We start from the raw sequence: 21530 nt of genomic DNA, 5'->3' as shown, positions 1-21530 counted from the left end.
ATCCAAATTAAACTTTTCTTGATTTTTAGGAAATTTCACCGCAAAAAAGAAAACGTTTTCGTTGATTTTTAATAGTCTCTATAAATTTTCCCATAAAATTTCATTAAATAAAAAATCATACCTAAATTTTATTTAATTTGCGATAAAATTCAATATATTAAACATGGTTTCAATCACACGCCTTTTTGATTTTCCCTATTATCAACAAGAAACTTACAACCTTCCAGTTGCTCTTGCAACCAAAAAAAATGGAGTCTGGGAAAAAACATCCAGTGAAGAATATATTGCAAAAGCAAATGCTATTTCGAGAGCATTATTGCGTATGGGCGTTCAGAAAGATGATAAAATTGCTTTAATAAGCTCAAATAACCGTACCGAATGGAATATTATGGATATTGGTATTTTGCAGACTGGTGCTCAGAATGTTCCCATTTATCCAACTATTGCAGAAGAAGATTACGAATATATTTTAAACCACAGTGGCAGTATCTATTGCTTTGTTTCTGATGAAGAAGTTTTAGAGAAAGTAAATGCAATTAAGGCCAATGTACCTTCATTAAAAGAAGTTTATTCTTTTAATGAAATTGATGGCTGTAAACACTGGTCAGATTTATTGATTTTAGGCGAAGATGACAGCAATCAAAGCGAAGTTGAAGCTAGAAAAGACAGCATCCACACAGACGATTTAGCTACTATTATTTATACTTCTGGAACAACAGGAAGACCAAAAGGCGTTATGCTTTCGCACAAAAATATTGTGTCAAATGTTTTAGACAGTTCGCCAAGAATTCCGTTTGATCCAGGAAAAAGTACAGCATTAAGCTTCTTGCCTATCTGCCATATTTTTGAAAGAATGATTTTGTACATCTATCAATATTATGGCGTTTCAGTTTACTTTGGAGAATCTATTGATAAAATCAGTGATAACTTAAAAGAAGTCCGTCCAACTGTAATTACTGCTGTACCAAGGCTTTTAGAAAAAGTGTACGATAAAATTTATGCTAAAGGAGCTGAATTGACAGGTATCAAGAAAAAACTGTTTTTCTGGGCTATCGATTTAGGTTTAAAATATGAACCATACGGGGCAAATGGTGCTTGGTATGAATTTCAGTTAAAAATTGCCCGCAAGCTTATTTTCAGTAAATGGAAAGAAGGTTTGGGCGGAAATTTAGATTTAATGGTTTCTGGAAGTGCCGCTTTACAGCCACGTTTAACAAGAGTTTTTGCTGCTGCAGAAATTCCGGTTATGGAAGGTTACGGTTTAACTGAAACTTCTCCAGTAATTGCCGTAAACGATCAAAGAAACAAAGGATTTAAAATTGGAACTGTTGGAAAACCAATCCGTAATGTGGAAGTGAAAATTGCCGAAGACGGAGAGATTCTATTAAAAGGTCCGAACGTAATGTTAGGCTACTATAAAGACCCAGAAAAAACTGCTGAAGCTGTAATTGATGGTTATTTCCATACAGGAGATATTGGAGAAATTGACAGCGAAGGTTTCTTAAAAATTACAGATCGTAAAAAAGAAATGTTTAAAACTTCTGGCGGTAAATATATTGCTCCGCAAATGATCGAAAATGCAATGAAACAATCTCGTTTTATTGAGCAGATTATGGTTATTGGTGAAGGTGAAAAAATGCCAGGCGCTTTTATTCAGCCAAACTTCGAATTTGTAAAAGAATGGGCTAAAATCCATAAAATTACTTTAGGAAGTTCTGATGCAGAAATTAGTGCTAATCCAGATGTTATTAAACGCATTGACGAAGAAGTGGAAAGCATCAACAAAAAATTCGGACACTGGGAACAAGTAAAACGTTTTGAGCTTACACCAGATGTTTGGTCTATAGATGGCGGACAGCTTACTCCTACTCTAAAATTGAAACGTAAAATTATTAAAGAAATTTACAAAGATCTTTACGGAAAAATCTACGGAAACAATTAATAAATCAGAATAATATAACCAAACGAAAACGGCTGTCAATTGACAGCCGTTTTTAATTTATGAGTATATCCCTCAATGACTAATGCCATTATAATTATCAAAATGATTTCTATTTTTCTAGAAGAAAAAGTTTTTAAAATCTAGGAAGAAACTTCTTTTCTTAGCTTTCTTTTCAAGCTTTTCTTTTTTTTCGCTTCTTTTCTTTTTGAGAACCTCTTTAGCTTTCTCCATCCGTTTAGCCGGTTTTATTTCCTCTGTTTTAGAATTTTCGTAAAACTTTTTGAAAGGACGCGGTTCAAAATCAACCAAAATTGCAGCCATATTTATAGCGTCAATGTTTGATGGATCCGTTTCACCTTTAAAGAAAGTCTCGATAGGTCTAAACTTATCTTTCTTCTCCTTAAATTTATTCTTTTTGCTGTGATCGAAATCTAAACCCAAAAGATTACTGAAAACATTCAAATCATCTTTGGTTGGGTTGTTTTCGAAAATCAACCAGCACAAATCACGAAGTTTACCACGAGAAGGCTGGTACAAATAATCAAAGTATTTACCTTCCTTTTCTATCTCGTATTTCTTTCTAATTGCTTTTTTATATTGTTGTAATGTATTGTTTTGCATGGTATTTTGATTTTGTAGTTCTTGGGAATCTCAGGAAATTGAAGGTTTTTCTAAGAAATCCAATATCATACAAGTTCAAAAGCACCATTGCTTTACCAGAGAAATATCTCTAAATGATATATATAATTTTCCTAAAATTCACCTTTCCATTCCATAGGTTAATAAGTTCTAAATCCACCTCTCTACTCGAGGCAAATGGCAACTCACTAAATTCCACTTTATCTGTTTGACCACTATAGTCTGACCTAAGTCCTATTTTTTGATTCATCCTTAAATTTTTATTATTAAACTTTTTTTTGCCACTAAGGCGCTAAGACACTAAGTTTTCTTTTCATCTTTTCTTAAAAATCTTTGCGACTTTGTGCCTTTGTGGCTAAACGACCGGCACAAAAAAAGCACCCAATTAAAGGTGCTTCTATAACAAATACGATATAACTATCCTATTGCCTATATTGATGCACCGACATGTAAAAGCATTCACGAAACGAAGTCGCGGCTACTAATCCTGGGTTGTGTATGTATAATTTAAAACTCATTTTATTTATTTTTTATAATTGTTGTTGTTATTATTATTTATTGCAATTGCAATTGATATTGATATTTCAATTTGTTTCAATTTTGTTTGGCAAAGATATGATAGAAAAATTCATATTTCCAAATATTTTTTAAGATTAATTTTCTGACTATCAATTAGTTATGCTTAAAATTTAGACAAAGGAATTCCTGTCCACAAACTGGTGCAGATCTCACTTTTGTATCAAATGACTGTTACTCATTAGATTACTTTCCAAGACTATATCTTCCTATTTTTATTAATCATTAAACATTTTGGTCAATTATTTTTTTAGTTTTTTTAGTTCTGGTTTGTTTTCTTTATCATTTTAAACGGCTTTCTTAGCATATTGAGCGAATTTAAATTGCTCCAAAACAAAAAAAACGTCCTACAATGAGGACGCTTTTCTATTTTATGATGAGTTTGACTCTAAATACTAAATCATAATTTCATAAAAATACATACGCATCCTGAGCTATTAGCTGGAAAATCTCCTGCTAAAGGTTCAAAAAATTGGCTTGATGAATATTTCATATGTATTTTTTCTATTATTAATTACAGATACAAATGTACTATATTTTAGATTAATTTAACAAAATATAGCCAAAATATATTTTTTGTAACAAAAAATCCCGACAATTGGTTATTGTCGGGATTTGAGTTTTTATTGAAATAATTTACGGTTGCTACTACAAGCCTTATAAATCTGCTTCTCTGAAAATGGCGATAACGTTTCTGCCAGATTTCGGCTGGTTCTTAAACAGCTCAGGATTTTTTGCCTTAAATTGATATCGTCGCCAAACTCTGTATGCATTAAGAGCTCGAAGATTTCCTGCAAATACAGGGGCTGTTCTTTGTAATCTCCCTCAAACAATTCATCTGAAAGGAAATTAATTACGGATGGCACTACATCACGATGTGTTGGTTTTTGATTTTCTTTTTGCATAATAGAAAATTTTAGATGCGCGAATACCTCGCTTTAGGTGTGCAAAACATTCAAAGGAATGATTTAGGACAGTTTCCTGTTCCTTCACCATGACGAGGTATTCGTTTATGTTAACTTAAAAAAGTTTTAAGGATTTCTCCTTTGATTGTTTTGCATCGCAAAGATATACTTTTATTTTAAAAAGAAAGAAATAACTTACTTTTTAACTTTTGCGTTTTAAGTTTAAGTTTAAAACAAAGATAAAGGTAATATTGTGGGTTAGTTTTTCCTTATAACAATTCATTTTATTCTCCTCTGCATATTATTTACTCTGAAAAATCCTTAAAATCTACTTTAGGATTAATTTTCGGGCAAATTTCTTTAAAGGCCTCTTTATAGAAAGTTTCTAATATTTTTACTTTTTCATCTCTTTTTCCTTTTGGAATTTGATATAATACAGCATCATGCATTGGTAATAAAAATTCTATTTCTTTATCAAATTCATAAACTTTTGCAATAGCTTTTTTTAATATTAAAGAAGCATTTCCTTGAATTCTTTGACTAATTAACCAGTTCTCTTCAATATTATACTTCTGCTCTAAATTTTTATACCTCTTATTACCTTCAGTTGTTTCGATAAATCCATTCAATTTAAAACTTTCTTTTAGTTCTAAATTAAATTTTTCAATATTAGGAAAACTATTAAAAAAAATATCCAAATCAATTTCAGTCTCTTTTTTAATATTTTCTTTACTCATTCCATAACAATAACTAAAAAAAAGCTGTTTACATTTATCACGAGAAATATTAGGTACATCTTTTAAAACTTCATACATCTGCGTATAAATATCTTCGTTATTATACATTTCTATTAATTTTAAATCATTAGCCTCCGAAGCCAATATTCCAGCTTCAAACTGACAATAGTCAATATACAACAACTCCATATTCGCTTCTGGCACAATTACCTTCCTATACTCCCTATTCAACTGTTGAAATGAAGGAGAATCTACTAATATTCTACTCGTAACTGTCCCAAAATACTGGAATTGTGGAAACACTTTTTTATTGTCAAGAGAACCTATTCTCGTTAATATATTTCTATTTCTGGAAAATCTTCTTTCTTTATATAAGAGATTAATCAAATCATAATCATCCTTATAAAATTTAAGTTTTTGAGCATATTCATTAGTACCTATTGTATCAACCACTAATGGTAAAATTGCTCCTATTTCTTTCTTAATATTTTGAAAATCCGTTTTTGAAAATATTCCGTAATCTAATTGAAGTCTATTCTTAACATTATAATATTCAACATTAACATTTTGTATTAGAGAAGTAATTAGGGTTGTGTCAATTGATATTCCTTTTTTTGTTCTCTCTAATAAAATAGAATTCATTTTTTTTTCTATCAATAAATACCTTTGTAATTCATTTTTATCAATTAAATCTTGATTTATAGTAACAAATAAATCTTCAATTGATTTTAGCAAAAAAATAAAAATGTCCTTAATTTCTTTATTGTCATTACCATCATTAAATCCAAAATATATTCTTCTTGCTTTATTTAATTTTTGGACCATCTCTTCACTACTATCATTTTTATGAAGTTGATTTAATAAATACCAAAAATGCCATGGCTTCTCATTTTTTCCAAACTCGTTTTTAGAGTGCCCTATAATTTGTTTTTTTATTTGCTCAATATCAACAAAATGTATTTTTTCATTTATTTCTATTGCATCAATAATGTTAGGAAAATCAAACGACACTATACTATACTCTTCTCCATTTCTTAAAAAATCCAAATTTTTATAAGTCTTTATTTCTCCTTTTATTTCTTTACAGTAATAGAAGACATTTTTCTTACCTTTTGAATAGAATAAATGCTTTAAAATAATTATTTCCATTTATAATGAAATTAAATTAGGGGTATCTCTAATAATATCAGAATATTTAAGACTAGGTAAATCTGAAACGAAAACTTCTTTACTCTCTCCGTATAATTTTTCATGAAAATCTTTCAAATCTTCTAATATCACGTTTTCTTTAATCTCTTTTGGATTAACCATTCTTAGAGCAATAAGAGCATTCCTTTGAATAAAATAATTATCAGAAAGGTTACCTGTATTTAATGATTTAAGCATTGTTGTTTTGTGTTTTCTCCAATCAATTGATGCTAAATATAAAAATGCTCCGGCAGTATCTGCCTGATTTTCTTGATTAGTACTTTTAATAATATTTGTAGCATAAGTAATCAGTTTTTGAGATTTAAAGTTATTATTACTTAAAAACATCCATAAATAATAAGTTTGTCCCTGATAAATGTTTTTATATCTATCCAAAATTATATCCTCTAAAACTTTAAAAGTGCTTTCATCGTAATAACTTTTATCAATTGCTCTAAGAAGTTTTATAAAACTTGTTGTTAGCCAAGGTTGATTTATTAATTCTTTCAAAACATAGTCAATAACTTCTTTAAAATTTATAATATCCTTTAGGCCTGGAGTTCTAGCAAACTGATGTAATTTCTCAATACAAAACCCTAATTTTCTCTTTTTAAGATAATTCTCTTCGTCATTTTTATCATCAATTGTTTTTTTAAACATTCTAAAAGTAATATGTACAGCCTTTTGCACATCTCTTTTTCTTTTAGTTGATAAAAGACTATTTATTTGTTCAATTTCAGTCAAAGATTCCGGCAAATATTCTGCTATTGGAATCAAATCTTCATTAAAATTTAAGATTTTTGTTTTCGATGAATTTAGGCTTAAACCTAAATCTCTCATAGCTACAGACAAATCATAAATTGCTTTTATGGCTTCTGATTTTGTTTTACATACAATTCTAATGTCATCCATATATCTATAATAGTAAAGATGATTATTTGAATCTATCATTATATTGTCTAGTTTATTCAAAAATAAATTTGCCAAAAAAGAAGAAGCGTCTCTATTTTGTGGTATTCCAAATTCTGAATTAACTAACTTGTCATTCCAATGGATTATTAATTCTTTTAAATTCTCAATAATCTTATATAAATTATTCTTTTTTTCAGATGTTTTACTATCATAATCGTGGACCAATTCTTCTAAATAATCAAACAACAATTTAATGTTTATGTTTTCAAAAAAGTTAGTTATGTCAGCAACAACAAGAAATGGTCGATCTTCATTTAAAACAGATTTTGTCTTATATATATATTTTTTCCATTGCTCAATAGAATAGTGAAACATATATTTATCATTTCCTTTACCAGTATTATATCTAAAAGAATAAACTTTCCTGTCCAATGCCAAGTCAAGATTTTCTGCCAGTTTATCAATATATGCCTGATAAATTATTCTATCAATAAAACTAACTTCTATAGATGGCCTTGTCGAATACCCAGATTTAGGAATAGTAAAATGTTTTGCAATAGCAGATGGTTTATACTTTATTAATGAATTATCAAGGCTGGCAGAAATCCTTTTCAAAAAGAATTTCTTAGATAGAATAAATCTAAAATTTAAAGGATCTTGAAACCAATCATCTCTCAAATCATTCCTAAGTCTTTTTATCGCACGCCAAATGTTAAGTTCAACACCATTAACAATAATAGATTCAAAATTTATTATTGAACCGTCATTATCTATTCCAATCTTAGCTAAATCATTAGTAGATTTAAATTTTTCTAATTCAGAATTGTATTTATCTAAATGCAAATTCAAAATTTTCGCATCTAATTTTTTTGCTACAAATGAATTTGCAAAACCTGTTTCATCTGTAACTTGAGTAATTAATCCCACTAAAATAGAACGATTACTATAAAACAATCCTGAGCCTGAAAATCCAGAAATTTTTTCATACGAATCTTCACCAACCATATTTGTAAAACATTCTACTTTGAAATCTTTCGTTTTTGATGGATTTATTTTTCTTTTGAAATTAAAACTTTCCGGATTTCCATTTGCAAAACTCGGATATCCATATGAATTAAAATATCCTTTTTGAGTAATATTACCTAAAATAAACTCTTTAATATCTTCTGTGGCAGCAATAGAATCAACTAATAAAATAGCAATATCGTGATCATAAAGTGGAATAATTCTATCTTTACTTATTACAAAAATATTATCAATTTGCCCCTCATCATTTTGTCTTAAAACGCTTATTTCTAAAACATCTTTTTCATCTGGAAAATTTTCAATTTCTCTATTCCCAAACACACAATGTAGTGCTGTAATAACATAATCTATTCCACATTTTTTAGATGTTTTATATAAAATACCAGTTCCTACTGATTCTTTTGATTGCCCTTTAAAAGTTGTTATAATTTTTACAGTTACACTTTTTAAAAGTTCTTCTTGATTAATATTTAAGTTATAACTACTATTCATATATTTATTGTGTAACCGTTTTCTGTGTTAGGTTTTAAGCTCTCAAAATTATAATTTTTATAATCCTCTTCAGTAAATTTCATTTCATCAACTACCTCTTTATAATTAAAAATAAAAGAATCAACAATTGAAAAATTTCTATCCCTTGATAAAATCTTCGCTATACCTAATTTGTTTGGCAAATTAGATTTCCCACCATTTGTACTAATAATAAACCTATTACAATCCAAAATATTTAATAATTCAAAACTTAAACTCCTGTAACTACAATGATGAGATAACTTTACATAGTCTATTTTTAGTTTTTCTAACTTTTGTTCTATTAATATTTTTTTAATTGATTTCACCACTACATCCGGATTTGCATCTCCTAAAAACAAAATACTTCTTTTTTCGAACTTAATCAAAAAAGCTATGCTAACCCTATTTTCTATTTTGGAATCTAAATCTTCCTGTTTACTTATAAATATTTTAGTGTTTTTTTCTATTAATTCTCGAATGGAAAAATGATAGTCTTTGGAATCTAATGAAATATCTCGTGGATAATTTTTAGAATTTTCTATTTCTAATTTTTCTATATCTGTTTTATAGGGAGAGAGAAGAGTTAATTCTATTCCATGAAAATTATAAAAATCAAAAGTCGGTAAATAAATATTAGATTTTCTAACTAATTTTAGCTTATCGATTAATTCTTGTACTTTACATGATTCTAAAAAACTAATATCTTTATTTTCAGAGCTTTCGTTCTTGGGATAAAATGAATTTAACCATACTTCTTTGATTATACTTTTATCAATTTTACTATCTGATAATAAATAATAAATACCTTTAATATGATCCTGATCTGTATGGGTAATTATTAGCAAATCAATACTTTCGCCTCTTTTTTGTATATCTAAAATTTCAAGTTTTAGATACTTTTTATATTCACTTTTCTTATTACCTCCATCAATTAGAATATTCTTATACTCATTATTATCATCTAAAAAACGAATTAGAAGACAATCGCCATTACCTGCTTTTAACACTTTTAAAGTAAAACTCATATTTTTCTACATTACGAAAGATAAATATATTCAAAAAGCCTAAATCTCACTTAAATATACTTAAAGAATTCTATTTCTTTATTCCGTCAAATGTATATAAACAAAAAGCCCTTAAATCAAGTAAAAACACCTGATTTAAAAGCCAACAAATAATCTTTATAATTAAGACTTAATCCCAAAAAAGCTTTTAGAATTTCGAGTCGTTTCCTCCGCTACTTTAGCTAAAGTAATACCTTTAAACTGTGCAATTGTTCCGGCAACATACGGCAGAAAAGCAGGTTCGCAACGGCGTTCGTGGTATTTCTTCAAGAGGCTGTTCGGGACATTTTTAGGAAGCATAAACGGCGCATCGGTTTCAATCATCATTCGGTCGAGCGGTACGTACTGAATGACTTCTTTTAAATGGCTGAAACGTTTGGCATCTGAAATCGCTCCCGTAAAACCCAGATAAAATCCGTTATCGAGATAGGTTTTGGCTTCCTGCAGCGTTCCCGTAAAACAATGCACGACGGCTTTTGGTAATTGCGGCAAATAGTCTTTGGTAATATTCATAAAAGAATTAAAAGCGCTTCGTTCGTGCAAAAACAAAGGTTTCTGTACTTCGATCGCTAATTCGAGCTGGGCTTTGTAACATTCTTCCTGTTTGTTTCGGGGCGAAAAGTCACGATCAAAATCGAGTCCGCATTCGCCAACCGAAACCACGTGTTTCAGTTCTAATAATTTCCTGAGTTTCGAAATACTCTGGGCATCAAAACTCTTCGCATCATGCGGATGTATTCCCGCCGTAGCGTACAGCACGCCTGGATACTGTCTCGCAATCTTCGCAGATTCTTCGCTATTTCGTACGCTGGTGCCCGTGAGTATCATTTGCGATACATCGGCGTCGAGCGCATCTTGTACGACATCGTCTATGTCGTTTTGGAATTGTTTGTTGGTTAGGTTGATTCCTATGTCTATATAATTCATTTTTTTAAAGTTGCTAAGGTTCTGAGAGGCTAAGGTGCTAAGTTTTTTTCCTCTCTGAACCTTTAATTATTTTTTATTTTTTAAACGTAATATTTGTCATTTCGACGAAGGAGAAATCTTCGCGAGAAACTCTACAAAGATTGGACTCACGTTGCGGAGCTACTTGTGGAGATTTCTCCTCCGTCGAAATGACATAAAATGAGGAAAAACCTTTGCGAACCTTGCGTAAATCTTAGCGAACTTTGCGGTTAAAATCACCACAAAGCGTTAGACGAACTGCAGTGCACCTCTACACTGAAAACTGTGACCGAGACTGAACACTAAAAAACTGATCACTGACCACTAGTCTTCTCGGCTTCCATCATCAGCCATTCTAACCAATTTCGGTGTAAACTTTGCCACAACATCCACTAAATCCTGTTGCGCTTCCATCACCTGATTGATATCTTTATACGCCATTGGGGCTTCGTCAAGACCGGCTCCGATAAGCGTAACGCCATGATCTTTCAGAATGGATTTCATTTCGGTTTGTGTGATGTTTTTTATGGCTTGGGTCCTGCTCATTTGTCTTCCTGCTCCGTGTGAAGCCGAATTAATGGCGTTCTCCTCGCCTTTTCCTCTCACCAAAAATCCCGGTGCGGTCATACTTCCCGGAATGATTCCCATAACGCCTTTTCCTGCTGGAGTTGCTCCTTTTCTATGCACAATCACTTCTTCACCGTTCCAGATTTCTTTCCAGGCGAAATTATGGTGGTTTTCGACTTTGGCTAAAATCGTCGCACCCAAAGCGCGCTCCATTTTGTTATGGATAATCTCATGACAAGCCGAAGCGTAATCTCCCGCCAAATTCATCGCCAACCAATATTCCTGACCTAATTGCGAATTCATATCTAAATACGCTAAATTTTTGGCAACTTCTGGAAGTTTACATTCGTCTTTGGCGATTTTGGTATAATGACCTGCAATGGTCGCACCCATTCCGCGTGAACCGGAATGCGTTAACAAAGCGACGTATTTTCCTTTTGGGATATTCAAAACGGCATCGTCTTGCGCAAATTCCATGATTCCGAATTCAACAAAGTGATTTCCACCACCCGAAGATCCTAATTGCGACCAGGCTTTATCTTTCAAGTTCTTCACAAACAGATTCATATTGAAAGTTTCATTTTCCAAAACCGCATGATCTGATTTGTGCTGACCGTGAAATCCGTGACCTGCTCCAAAAATAGAATTCGCAATTAATTCTCTTTTGAATTTCGCTTCGTTTTCAAAGTAAAAATCTTCTGGAATATCGTAAACCGACAACGCCATTCTACATCCAATATCAACACCAACACCATACGGAATAATGGCATTTTTTGTGGCTAGAACTCCGCCAATTGGTAATCCGTAACCTTGGTGCGCGTCTGGCATTAAAGCTCCGGCAACCGTAATAGGCAGTTTCATGGCAACTTCCATTTGTTTTCTGGCTCCGTCTTCGATATGATCCAATCCATAAGCCGAATAGGCATTCGGATTCTGATTTAAAGCAATGAAATCTTCTGGTTTTTCATTCGATTTTTCGATTAAAGCCACAGCCAGTCTGCTGAAGATTTTATCGTCTATATAATTTTCCGGAGTTTCTAAGACGTTTTTGAAATTTGTGATCATTTCGTCTTTTGTGAACCCGTTTCTTTTGCTATTTATTTTTAAAGCAATCCCGATTATTTTTCCTTCTGGGAATCCTAATTCTAATATATCTGTTCCGTTTATTTGTGTTTTCATTTTTTTGTTTTTTTAAGGGACAAAGGGGCAAAGGTTTTTCTTTTTCAAGCCACAGATTATGAGGATTAAAATGATTTTCTCTTTTTTTTTGTCATTTCGACTGAAAGGAGAAATCACACTAGAAACTCCGCACAGAACGTCGCCAATCTTTGTCGAGTCCCGAGTGTGATTTCTCCTTTCAGTCGAAATGACACGCTGTGTCTTTAATTTTATTTAATTGATGTTTTCAACATTCATTTTTTAATTTTTAAAAGAGGTAACACTTAGGAATGGTCTAATTTTCTTGGAACGAAGTAACCATTTCCTGACGACACTCTTTTTTTAAGAGCAATATTCTATAAGCGACTTTAGGATTCGAACCTAATATTATCAACCAACGAAGTAGCGCTTTATAGACGGCATCTTATTTTTTGAAAAAGTAATAATTTATAAGAGTTAATATTCAACCTAAACGAAGTAGCTCTCATATACGACATTTTTCAGTTTTAAAAAGAAGTAAAAAGCAATAAGAGAAACGGGGCTTGTCTTGCCAGAGTCGAACTGGATAACCTTGCTGATTTTACAACTTTGCTATTCCTCCCCAAATTTGAGACGAAGTAACTCTTATTTACGACATTCTTTTTTATTTTTAAAACAAGGCAACAAACGATAAATGAAATTTACGTGCTCTACCACTGAGCTACACTTCCTTTTAAATTTTTTTTCTTGCGGAAGTGGCGGGGCTCGAACCCGCGACAACGTCGTTAACAGCGAAGTAACACTTATCTACGACACTTGCTTTTTATTCTTATTTTCAATGAACTTATTTCTTTTACAAATATTCAAATCATACTGCGCAATTATTTTGCGCAGTAGATTGAAAATTTACAATTCTATTCGATTAATGTAATTCAAAGCGCTGTTTTTATCCTTTAAAGCATTCAAAACATCAAACACTTTATCAGACCAGCCGGCTATTAAATATACATCGTTTTTTTCGATGTTTATTGGCGACTGGCCGTAACCAGCCAAATCAAACAAATACAATTTTGCATTCGGAGCGATACTTTTGTATCGGTTCCATGAATTTGCAAATGAGTCTTTTGTGTACGCGTTATTCCACATTTGAACGTCTGTAAACAACATTACTTTGTCTACAATTTCTTTTCGGGCGATTAAATCTTCCAAAACCAAATGACCATTTGTAGCGTAACCTACTTCACCTTCACGTTTGTAATATTCGTTAACGTTGGCCAATATGCTTCGTTTTGGCATATTGATTATTTTCCAACGATCACCAAACATACCGCTTACCACATTTTTACAACGGCTTTGCATTAACATACCCAACATCAAACCGATATCATAAAGCAATACTTTGCTTTTTGGTGAAATTGGCTGTTGCATTGAACCTGAAACGTCACAAGCGATTACAACTGATGTGTTTACATCAAAACCTTTTATGTTTTGTGAACTTGCCATAACAGCATCTTCTAAGGCATCTAAAACCATTGAAGTATATTTAGAATTCAAGTCTTTCACTTCACGATGTGCTGCTAAAAATCGGAAAGGCAATTGTTTTGAGTTTGCGACTGCTTTTTCGTTAGAAAGGTAATCGCATACTTTTTGCATATGAAAACCAGAAACATTCCCTTCTAAGATATTTCGTAAGTTACGCAACAAAGCCATGTAACCTATTTTACCGCTATCAATCAATTCTTCCCATTTTTGAGTAAATGCTCTTTGTTTTTCAAATTCGTTATAAAACTTTATTTGACCTAATTGCGACAACTCAGTTTCCCAAGTATATGGCGTTTGCAAAGTGTTACTCGCAACTTTATTAAAGATCGCTTGCTGTGCTTCATCTTTTGCTTTTGGATGAACCAAAAACAATGCGTCTTTTAATTTCACCGCACCATCACGATTGTATTTTGCCAATTGGTATTCATCAAATTTATTGAATGAAACTGCCAAACCTTTTTGGATTTGTTTTGATAAACGGTTTAATTTCTTAACGCCATTTCGTTCATTTGCCATTTGGTAAAATGCTAATAATTCTGTTATCTCATCTGCACGCTGAATCACGTGAGTTATCATTTTACTGATTAATGAATCGCCAGAATAAATCTTAGCCAATTCTACAACCAAAACTAATGGCACTGAACGCATGTGCATTTCGTTACGTGCATAAACTGCCAATTTTGCAACAAATACTGGATTACATTTTTTAATCAAGTTTTTGATTCTTTCTAAACGAGTTGTATCTTTTTCATAAAATGAAGCACTTAAGCTTGTTGTTACAACTGCTGTGTATAATTCGTCTTCTGATGTTAAAGAAAAAGCCGTTGCATTTTCGTGATTAACTATATTGTTTTTCTCTTTTGCTAAAAAATTGAATTTCATAATTTCTGGTTTTTAAAATTAGACAATGGTTATTGTTTTATTTCTTGAGCAAAGATTTCAAAACTACTACGCAATTATTTTGCGCAGTAAAAAAAGAATTTTAAATTTGAGTAAAAAACAAGATGAATTTAAAAGAAATTTATTCTGATTTACTTTCTAATATTGGTTTTTCAGCCAATGAAATTCAGCAAAACTGGTTGGATTTAGAAAAGGCATATTCCAAAAAATCAAGGCATTACCACAATTTCACGCATTTAAAAGAAATGATTGAAAGTTTTGAAGCGTATCGTCATAAACTTCAAAATCCAAACGAAATATTATTTTCAATCTTTTATCATGATTTTGTGTATTCGGCTTCTAAAAAAGATAACGAACTTAAAAGTGCTGAATATGCTTTGGCTGTTTTACCTGAAAATAGCAATCTAAATAAGCAATTGGTTTTTGATGCGATCTGCGCCACACAGCAACATCAGCAAAATGAAATTGAAGACATTAACTGGTTAATCGATTTTGATTTAAAAATCCTCGCTAAAGATTGGGAAGATTATAAAATTTACTTCGAACAAATCAGAAAAGAATATCGCATTTATCCTGATTTTCTATACAAACCTGGACGTGCAAAAGCGTTGAAGCATTTTTTGGAGAATGAGTTTATTTTTCAGACTAATGAATTTAGGAGTTTGTATGAGGGAAAAGCTTGGGCTAATATTGAGAAAGAAATAAAGTTATTAAGCTAAAAAATTGAATCTCGCAAAGTCGCAAAGACGCAAAGTTTTTATTTAAGGCATTAATTAAACGTTCAGTTTGTCATTTCGACGAAGGAGAAATCTTCGCGAGAAGCTCGACAAAGATTGAATTCTCGTTGCGGAGTTACTTGTGGAGATTTCTCCTTCGTCGAAATGACAAAAAATGAGGAAAATCATTTTAATCCTTTATCCCGATAGCTATCAGAAGTGGCATTAAAAAATAAAAACTTAGCGCCTTCGCTCCCGATAGCTATCGGGATTGCGAGCAAAAAACACAAAAAGCAATGTCACAAAACAAAAACGCCTTAATTCGCTACAAAACCATCGATAAATGTCTGCAAAATAAATACAGGCAATGGACTCTCGAAGATTTAATAGAAGAATGTTCTGAAGCTTTATCTGAATATGAAGGACGACAAAACCCAATTAGCAAGCGAACGATCCAAATGGATATTCAATTGATGCGGAGCGAGAAATTGGGTTATAATGCGCCGATCGTCGTTTATGATAAAAAGTATTATAAATATGAAGACGAAGATTTTTCGATAACCGATATTCCACTGACGGAAACAGATATGAACGTTTTGACTGAAACGGTTTCAATGCTGAAACAATTTAAAGATTTCTCTTTATTTAATGATGTGTCCGATATTCTACAAAGATTAGAAGATAAAATCTATGCTGAGAAATCGCATACCAAACCTGTTATTTATTTGGATAAAAATGAGAAACTAAAAGGACTGCATTATCTGGACGAAATATATCAAGCGATTATCAAGAAAATGGTTCTGATTATTACTTATAAATCTTTTAAATCCAGAGAAGAAACAAAATTCCATTTTCATCCTTTTGTATTAAAGGAATTCAACAACCGTTGGTTTTTAGTCGGAAAGAAAAAAGCATCTCAGCCGATTACCAATTTAGCGTTAGATAGAATCATTTCGATTGATTACGATTTTAATCATCCTTATTTAGAAGAAGATTTTGATGCCGACATTTATTATAAAGATGTAATTGGTGTTACCGTAAATTCGGGATTAAACGCACGGCGTATCGAATTATGGGTTGATGCTTCGAACGCGCCCTATGTACTTACAAAACCTTTGCACGAATCTCAGCGTTTAATTAAAGAAAACGAAGATGGAAGCGTCATTATACACATATATGTAATCCCAAATTACGAGATGGAAAGGCTTTTATTAGGTTTTGGAAGCTGTTTGGAGATTTTAAGACCAGAAGGTCTGAGAAATCGTATGAAAAAGATACTTCAGGACGCTATTTCGCGATATGATTCAGAACAACCAACTGAAATAAATGCATAATTTTTTACAGAATACAGAAATAAATGCGTTTTAAAAACTAAAAAAAGATTTTTACCGCATTAAAAATGTTAAAATCTAAAAAAAGAATAGTATATTTCACTTAAAATAAACCACCAAAACCCTCTAAATCAGGGATATTTTATAACTAACCAAAAAATTATTAAAAAATTATATGCATGCATAGTATTTTTTAATTATATTTGAAATCGATATAGTTACCTATGAAAGACAAAACGATAGATTATATTTTAAGAGCGACATGGCAAGCTGTTTCAAGAATGTATAATGAAGAAGCTGCTAAATACGATGCCACAATGGCGACTGGATTTGCTCTTTTAAGTATGGACAAGGAAGAAGGAACTCCATCAACGGCTCTTGGCCCAAGAATGGGAATGGAAGCCACCAGCTTAACAAGAACCTTAAAATCTATGGAAGAAAAAGGTTTGATTGTTCGCAAAAAAAACCCAAGCGATGGCCGAGGTGTTTTGATTTACCTGACCGATTTTGGAAAAGAAAAAAGAGATTTATCTAAAAATACAGTTCTAAAATTTAATGAAACCGTTAGAAAACATGTCTCAGAAGAAAAGCTGAATCATTTTATCGAAGTTTCTGAAATCATCAATGAACTGATTCACGATAAAAACATATTTAATCAAACAGAAAACACAGAAGAAAAGTAATCAATTTTGATTGTCCTGATTCTGTAAAAAAACAAATAATAACAAATATGAAACGCACAATTAAAAAAGTTGCTGTAATTGGATCCGGAATTATGGGTTCAGGTATAGCTTGTCATTTTGCTAACATTGGTGTCGAAGTTTTACTTCTTGACATTGTACCGCGTGAACTGACCGAAGCTGAAGCTAAAAAAGGGTTAACACTTGAAAGTAAAGCCGTTCGTAACCGTGTGGTAAACGAACATTTGGCGAATTCATTAAAATCAAAACCATCTCCTATTTACAGTCAGAAATTCGCAAACAGAATTACGACTGGAAATACAACAGATGATATGGCAAAAATTGCTAATGTTGACTGGATTATCGAGGTTGTTGTAGAGCGTTTAGACATTAAGAAATTAGTTTTTGAACAAATCGAGAAATTCCGTAAACCTGGAACTTTGGTTACTTCAAACACTTCTGGTATTCCAATTCATTTTATGAGTGAAGGAAGAAGCGAAGATTTCCAACAGCACTTCTGCGGAACTCACTTTTTTAACCCTGCGCGTTACTTAAAATTATTTGAAATTATTCCTGGTCCAAAAACTTCTACTGAAGTATTGGATTTCTTAAACGAATACGGATCTAAATTCTTAGGAAAAACTTCAGTTGTTGCTAAAGATACTCCGGCGTTTATTGGAAACAGAATTGGGATTTACGGAATCCAGAGTTTATTCCACCTTGTAAAAGAAATGGGATTAACGATTGAAGAAGTTGATAAATTGACAGGACCAGTAATTGGTCGTCCAAAATCAGCTACTTTCCGTACGGTTGACGTTGTTGGTTTGGATACTTTGGTACATGTTGCCAACGGTATTTACGAAAACTGCCCGAACGACGAACAGCACGAATTGTTCAAACTTCCTGATTTCATCAATAAAATGATGGAAAATAATTGGTTAGGAAGTAAAACTGGACAAGGTTTCTACAAAAAAGTAGATAAAGATATTCTTTCTTTAGACTTAAATACATTAGAATACCGCGCTGCGAAAAAAGCAAATTTTGCTACGCTTGAACTAACAAAAACTATTGATAAACCAATCAATCGTTTTAAAGTATTAGTTAAAGGAACTGACAAAGCAGGAGAATTCTACCGTAAGAGTTTCGCCGGAATGTTTGCTTATGTGTCAAACAGAGTTCCTGAAATCTCAGACGAATTATACAAAATTGATGATGCCATGAAAGCTGGTTTTGGATGGGAAAATGGTCCATTCGAAATTTGGGATGCTATTGGTGTTGCCAAAGGAATTGAAATCATGAAAGCTGAAGGTTTAGAGCCTGCTGCATGGGTTACTGAAATGTTGGCTTCTGGAAGCGACAGTTTCTATACTGTAAAAGAAGGAGCTACTTATTTCTATAATATTCCAACAAAATCTCAAGTAAAAGTTCCTGGACAAGATTCATTCATTATTCTGAACAACATTCGCGAAAGCAAAAAAGTTTGGAGTAACAGTGGTGCAATCATTCAGGATTTAGGAGACGGAATCTTGAACTTAGAATTCCAATCTAAAATGAATACAATTGGTGGTGACGTTCTACAAGCTATCAATAAAGCAATCGACTTATCTGAAAAAGAATATCAAGGTTTAGTTATTGGTAACCAAGCAGCGAATTTCTCTGTTGGAGCTAATATCGGAATGATTTTCATGATGGCGGTTGAACAAGAATACGACGAATTGAACATGGCAATTAAATTGTTCCAAGATACAATGATGCGCGTTCGTTACTCTTCTATTCCAGTTGTAGTAGCACCCCACGGAATGACTTTTGGAGGTGGATGCGAAATGAGCTTACATGCTGATAAAGTGGTAGCTGCTGCAGAAACTTATATGGGATTAGTTGAATTTGGTGTTGGAGTTATCCCTGGTGGTGGTGGTTCTAAAGAAATGACTTTAAGAGCATCTGATTTATTCCGCAAAAACGATGTGGAGTTGAACGTTCTTCAAGAGTATTTCTTGACAATCGCAATGGCTAAAGTTTCGACTTCTGGTTACGAAGCTTTTGATACTGGACTTTTACAACATGGAAAAGACATTATCGTAGTAAACAAAGATCGTCAGATTGCTGAAGCTAAAAAACATGCTTTGTTAATGGCTGAAGCTGGTTACACACAACCAATCAGAAGAACGGATGTTAAAGTATTAGGAAAACAAGCTTTAGGCATGTTCTTAGTTGGAACTGACCAAATGCAGGCTGGAAAATACATTTCTGAGCACGACAAGAAAATCGCTAACAAACTGGCTTATGTAATGGCTGGTGGTGATTTATCTGAAGCAACTTTAGTATCTGAACAATATTTATTAGATATCGAACGTGAAGCTTTCTTGAGTTTATGTACAGAAAGAAAAACTCTGGAGCGTATTCAATATATGTTAACTAAAGGAAAACCACTTCGTAATTAGAGAATAAGATGAAAGAGCCAAGAAGCAAGACTTCAAAACAAAGTTTTGTCTTTCCTCTTGCCTCTTGCTTCTACCAATCTTAAAAAACAAAAACAAATGAAAACAGCATATATAGTAAAAGCATATAGAACAGCAGTTGGAAAAGCTCCAAAAGGTGTTTTTAGATTTAAAAGACCTGATGAATTAGCTGCAGAAACCATTCAGTTTATGATGGACGAACTGCCTAATTTCGACAAAAAACGTATCGACGACGTTATGGTAGGAAATGCCATGCCGGAGGCGGAACAAGGTCTTAACGTTGGACGTTTGATCTCTTTGATGGGATTAAAAGTAGAAGACGTTCCTGGTGTTACAGTTAACCGTTACTGTGCATCTGGATTAGAAACTATCGGAATGGCTACTGCTAAAATCCAATCAGGAATGGCAGATTGTATCATCGCTGGTGGTGCAGAAAGTATGAGTTATATTCCGATGGGAGGTTACAAACCAACTCCGGATTATAAAGTTGCGGCTGCAGGTCACGAAGATTACTACTGGGGAATGGGTTTAACTGCTGAAGCGGTTGCCAATCAATACAAAATCTCTAGAGAAGATCAAGATGAGTTTGCTTACAACTCTCATATGAAAGCCTTAAAAGCACAAGCAGAAGGAAAATTCGACAAACAAATCGTTCCGATTACTGTTGAGCAGACTTTCATCAATGAAAATGGTAAAAAAGAAACTAAATCATACGTTGTAAACAAAGACGAAGGACCAAGAGCAGGAACTTCTAAAGAAGCTTTAGCAGGTTTAAGACCAGTTTTTGCTGCTGACGGAAGTGTAACGGCTGGTAACTCTTCTCAAATGAGCGACGGTGCTGCATTCGTTCTAATCATGAGCGAAGAAATGGTAAAAGAATTAAACCTTGAGCCAATTGCCAGATTAGTAAACTTTGCTTCTTCTGGTGTTGAGCCAAGAATTATGGGTATTGGTCCTGTAAAAGCAATTCCGAAAGCTTTGAAACAAGCGGGATTAACATTAAACGATATCGAGTTAATCGAGTTAAACGAGGCCTTTGCTTCACAAGCTTTAGCAGTTACTCGTGAACTAAACATCAATCCAGAAATCGTAAACGTAAACGGTGGAGCAATCGCTTTAGGTCACCCTCTAGGATGTACAGGTGCTAAACTTTCTGTTCAGTTATTCGACGAGATGAAACGCAGAGGTAATAAATACGGAATCGTTTCGATGTGTGTGGGTACTGGACAAGGTTCTGCAGGGATTTACGAGGTGTTGTAGTTTTTTTTTGAGAAGAAAGAAGCAAGAAGCAAGACTTACATTTGGAATGTAGATATTCTAAAAGTGTATTTCAAAAAGTAGTAAAAAACTTACTTTTAAATTTTCTTCTTATCTTGCCTCAAAAAAACATGAGACACAATTTTAAGAATTTGAAAATTTGGATTTTAGCTATGGAAATTACAAATGATATCTATAAACTAACTTCCTCTTTTCCAAAGTCAGAAACATATAGTTTGACAAGTCAAATGAATCGATGTTCTGTTTCAATGCCTTCAAATATTGCTGAGGGCTCTAACAGAGGAAATAAACACTTTCAGCATTATTTGAATATTAGTTTAGGTTCGTCATTTGAATTGCAAACACAATTGTTAATAGCTTGTCAAAACGACTATCTAACAAAAGAAAAAACAGAAAAATTAGAAAACAAAATAATTGAATTTCAAAAGATGACTACAGGCTTCATCAATAAGTTAGGTTAAAATCTTTCTTCT

Annotated in this window: 15 protein-coding genes; 7 read left to right on the top strand and 8 right to left on the bottom strand. The window is 32.6% G+C overall.

Translation table 11 applies throughout. From position 1 onward, the window contains the following. Positions 1–163: 163 nt before the first annotated feature. Positions 164–1942, top strand: coding sequence for an AMP-dependent synthetase/ligase (locus AC5ZCW_RS08245; protein ID WP_343541689.1), 1779 nt, complete (start codon positions 164–166; stop codon positions 1940–1942). Between the two features lie 117 nt (positions 1943–2059). On the opposite strand, the gene AC5ZCW_RS08240 is transcribed toward AC5ZCW_RS08245, so the two are convergent. The 8 genes from AC5ZCW_RS08240 to AC5ZCW_RS08205 form a co-directional block, all read right to left on the bottom strand. Beyond that, positions 2060–2563 carry a hypothetical protein gene (locus tag AC5ZCW_RS08240; protein ID WP_496119028.1) on the bottom strand — a complete coding sequence of 168 codons (504 nt, stop codon included), beginning with the start codon at positions 2561–2563 and terminating at the stop codon, positions 2060–2062. Positions 2564–3780: 1217 nt separating this feature from the next. Further along, positions 3781–4062, bottom strand: a complete 282-nt coding sequence (locus AC5ZCW_RS08235; protein ID WP_343541686.1) for a hypothetical protein — start codon at positions 4060–4062, stop codon at positions 3781–3783. Positions 4063–4367: 305 nt separating this feature from the next. Then, positions 4368–5948, bottom strand: coding sequence for a DNA polymerase (locus AC5ZCW_RS08230; protein WP_496119026.1), 1581 nt, complete (start codon positions 5946–5948; stop codon positions 4368–4370). Continuing rightward, positions 5949–8417 (bottom strand): RNA-directed DNA polymerase, encoded by a 2469-nt coding sequence (locus tag AC5ZCW_RS08225; RefSeq protein ID WP_496119024.1) that lies wholly within the window; start codon positions 8415–8417, stop codon positions 5949–5951. It lies immediately after the preceding gene. Further along, positions 8414–9463, bottom strand: coding sequence for a ComEC/Rec2 family competence protein (locus tag AC5ZCW_RS08220; protein WP_496119022.1), 1050 nt, complete (start codon positions 9461–9463; stop codon positions 8414–8416). Before AC5ZCW_RS08220 ends, AC5ZCW_RS08225 begins: the two co-directional genes overlap by 4 nt. Positions 9464–9625: 162 nt before the next feature. Continuing rightward, positions 9626–10429, bottom strand: coding sequence for a TatD family hydrolase (locus AC5ZCW_RS08215; protein WP_496119020.1), 804 nt, complete (start codon positions 10427–10429; stop codon positions 9626–9628). A 342-nt stretch (positions 10430–10771) separates the two neighbouring features. Beyond that, a complete protein-coding gene (locus AC5ZCW_RS08210) occupies positions 10772–12193 on the bottom strand; it encodes an RtcB family protein (protein ID WP_496119018.1) in 1422 nt (473 codons plus the stop codon). Between the two features lie 864 nt (positions 12194–13057). Further along, entirely contained in the window at positions 13058–14575 is a 1518-nt protein-coding gene (locus tag AC5ZCW_RS08205; protein WP_496119016.1) for a TROVE domain-containing protein, read from the bottom strand. Positions 14576–14697: 122 nt separating this feature from the next. Between AC5ZCW_RS08205 and AC5ZCW_RS08200 the strand changes: the two genes are divergently transcribed. The 6 genes from AC5ZCW_RS08200 to AC5ZCW_RS08175 all read left to right on the top strand — a co-directional run bounded on the left by AC5ZCW_RS08200 (position 14698) and on the right by AC5ZCW_RS08175 (position 21518). Continuing rightward, positions 14698–15312, top strand: a complete 615-nt coding sequence (locus AC5ZCW_RS08200) for an HD domain-containing protein (RefSeq protein ID WP_496119014.1) — start codon at positions 14698–14700, stop codon at positions 15310–15312. Between the two features lie 293 nt (positions 15313–15605). Then, on the top strand, positions 15606–16643 hold the full coding sequence (locus tag AC5ZCW_RS08195; RefSeq protein ID WP_496119012.1) for a helix-turn-helix transcriptional regulator: 1038 nt from the start codon (positions 15606–15608) through the stop codon (positions 16641–16643). A gap of 221 nt (positions 16644–16864) precedes the next feature. Continuing rightward, positions 16865–17323, top strand: a complete 459-nt coding sequence (locus AC5ZCW_RS08190) for a MarR family winged helix-turn-helix transcriptional regulator (protein ID WP_274253820.1) — start codon at positions 16865–16867, stop codon at positions 17321–17323. Positions 17324–17370: 47 nt separating this feature from the next. After that, a complete protein-coding gene (locus tag AC5ZCW_RS08185; RefSeq protein WP_496119010.1) occupies positions 17371–19761 on the top strand; it encodes a 3-hydroxyacyl-CoA dehydrogenase/enoyl-CoA hydratase family protein in 2391 nt (796 codons plus the stop codon). Between the two features lie 96 nt (positions 19762–19857). After that, positions 19858–21039 carry a thiolase family protein gene (locus AC5ZCW_RS08180; RefSeq protein WP_091491817.1) on the top strand — a complete coding sequence of 394 codons (1182 nt, stop codon included), beginning with the start codon at positions 19858–19860 and terminating at the stop codon, positions 21037–21039. Positions 21040–21167: 128 nt separating this feature from the next. After that, a complete protein-coding gene (locus AC5ZCW_RS08175) occupies positions 21168–21518 on the top strand; it encodes a four helix bundle protein (protein WP_343541667.1) in 351 nt (116 codons plus the stop codon). Positions 21519–21530 lie beyond the last annotated feature (12 nt).

This window comes from Flavobacterium sp. PLA-DH12 (assembly GCF_059511845.1).
This window is presented reverse-complemented; position numbering and strand designations above follow the sequence as displayed.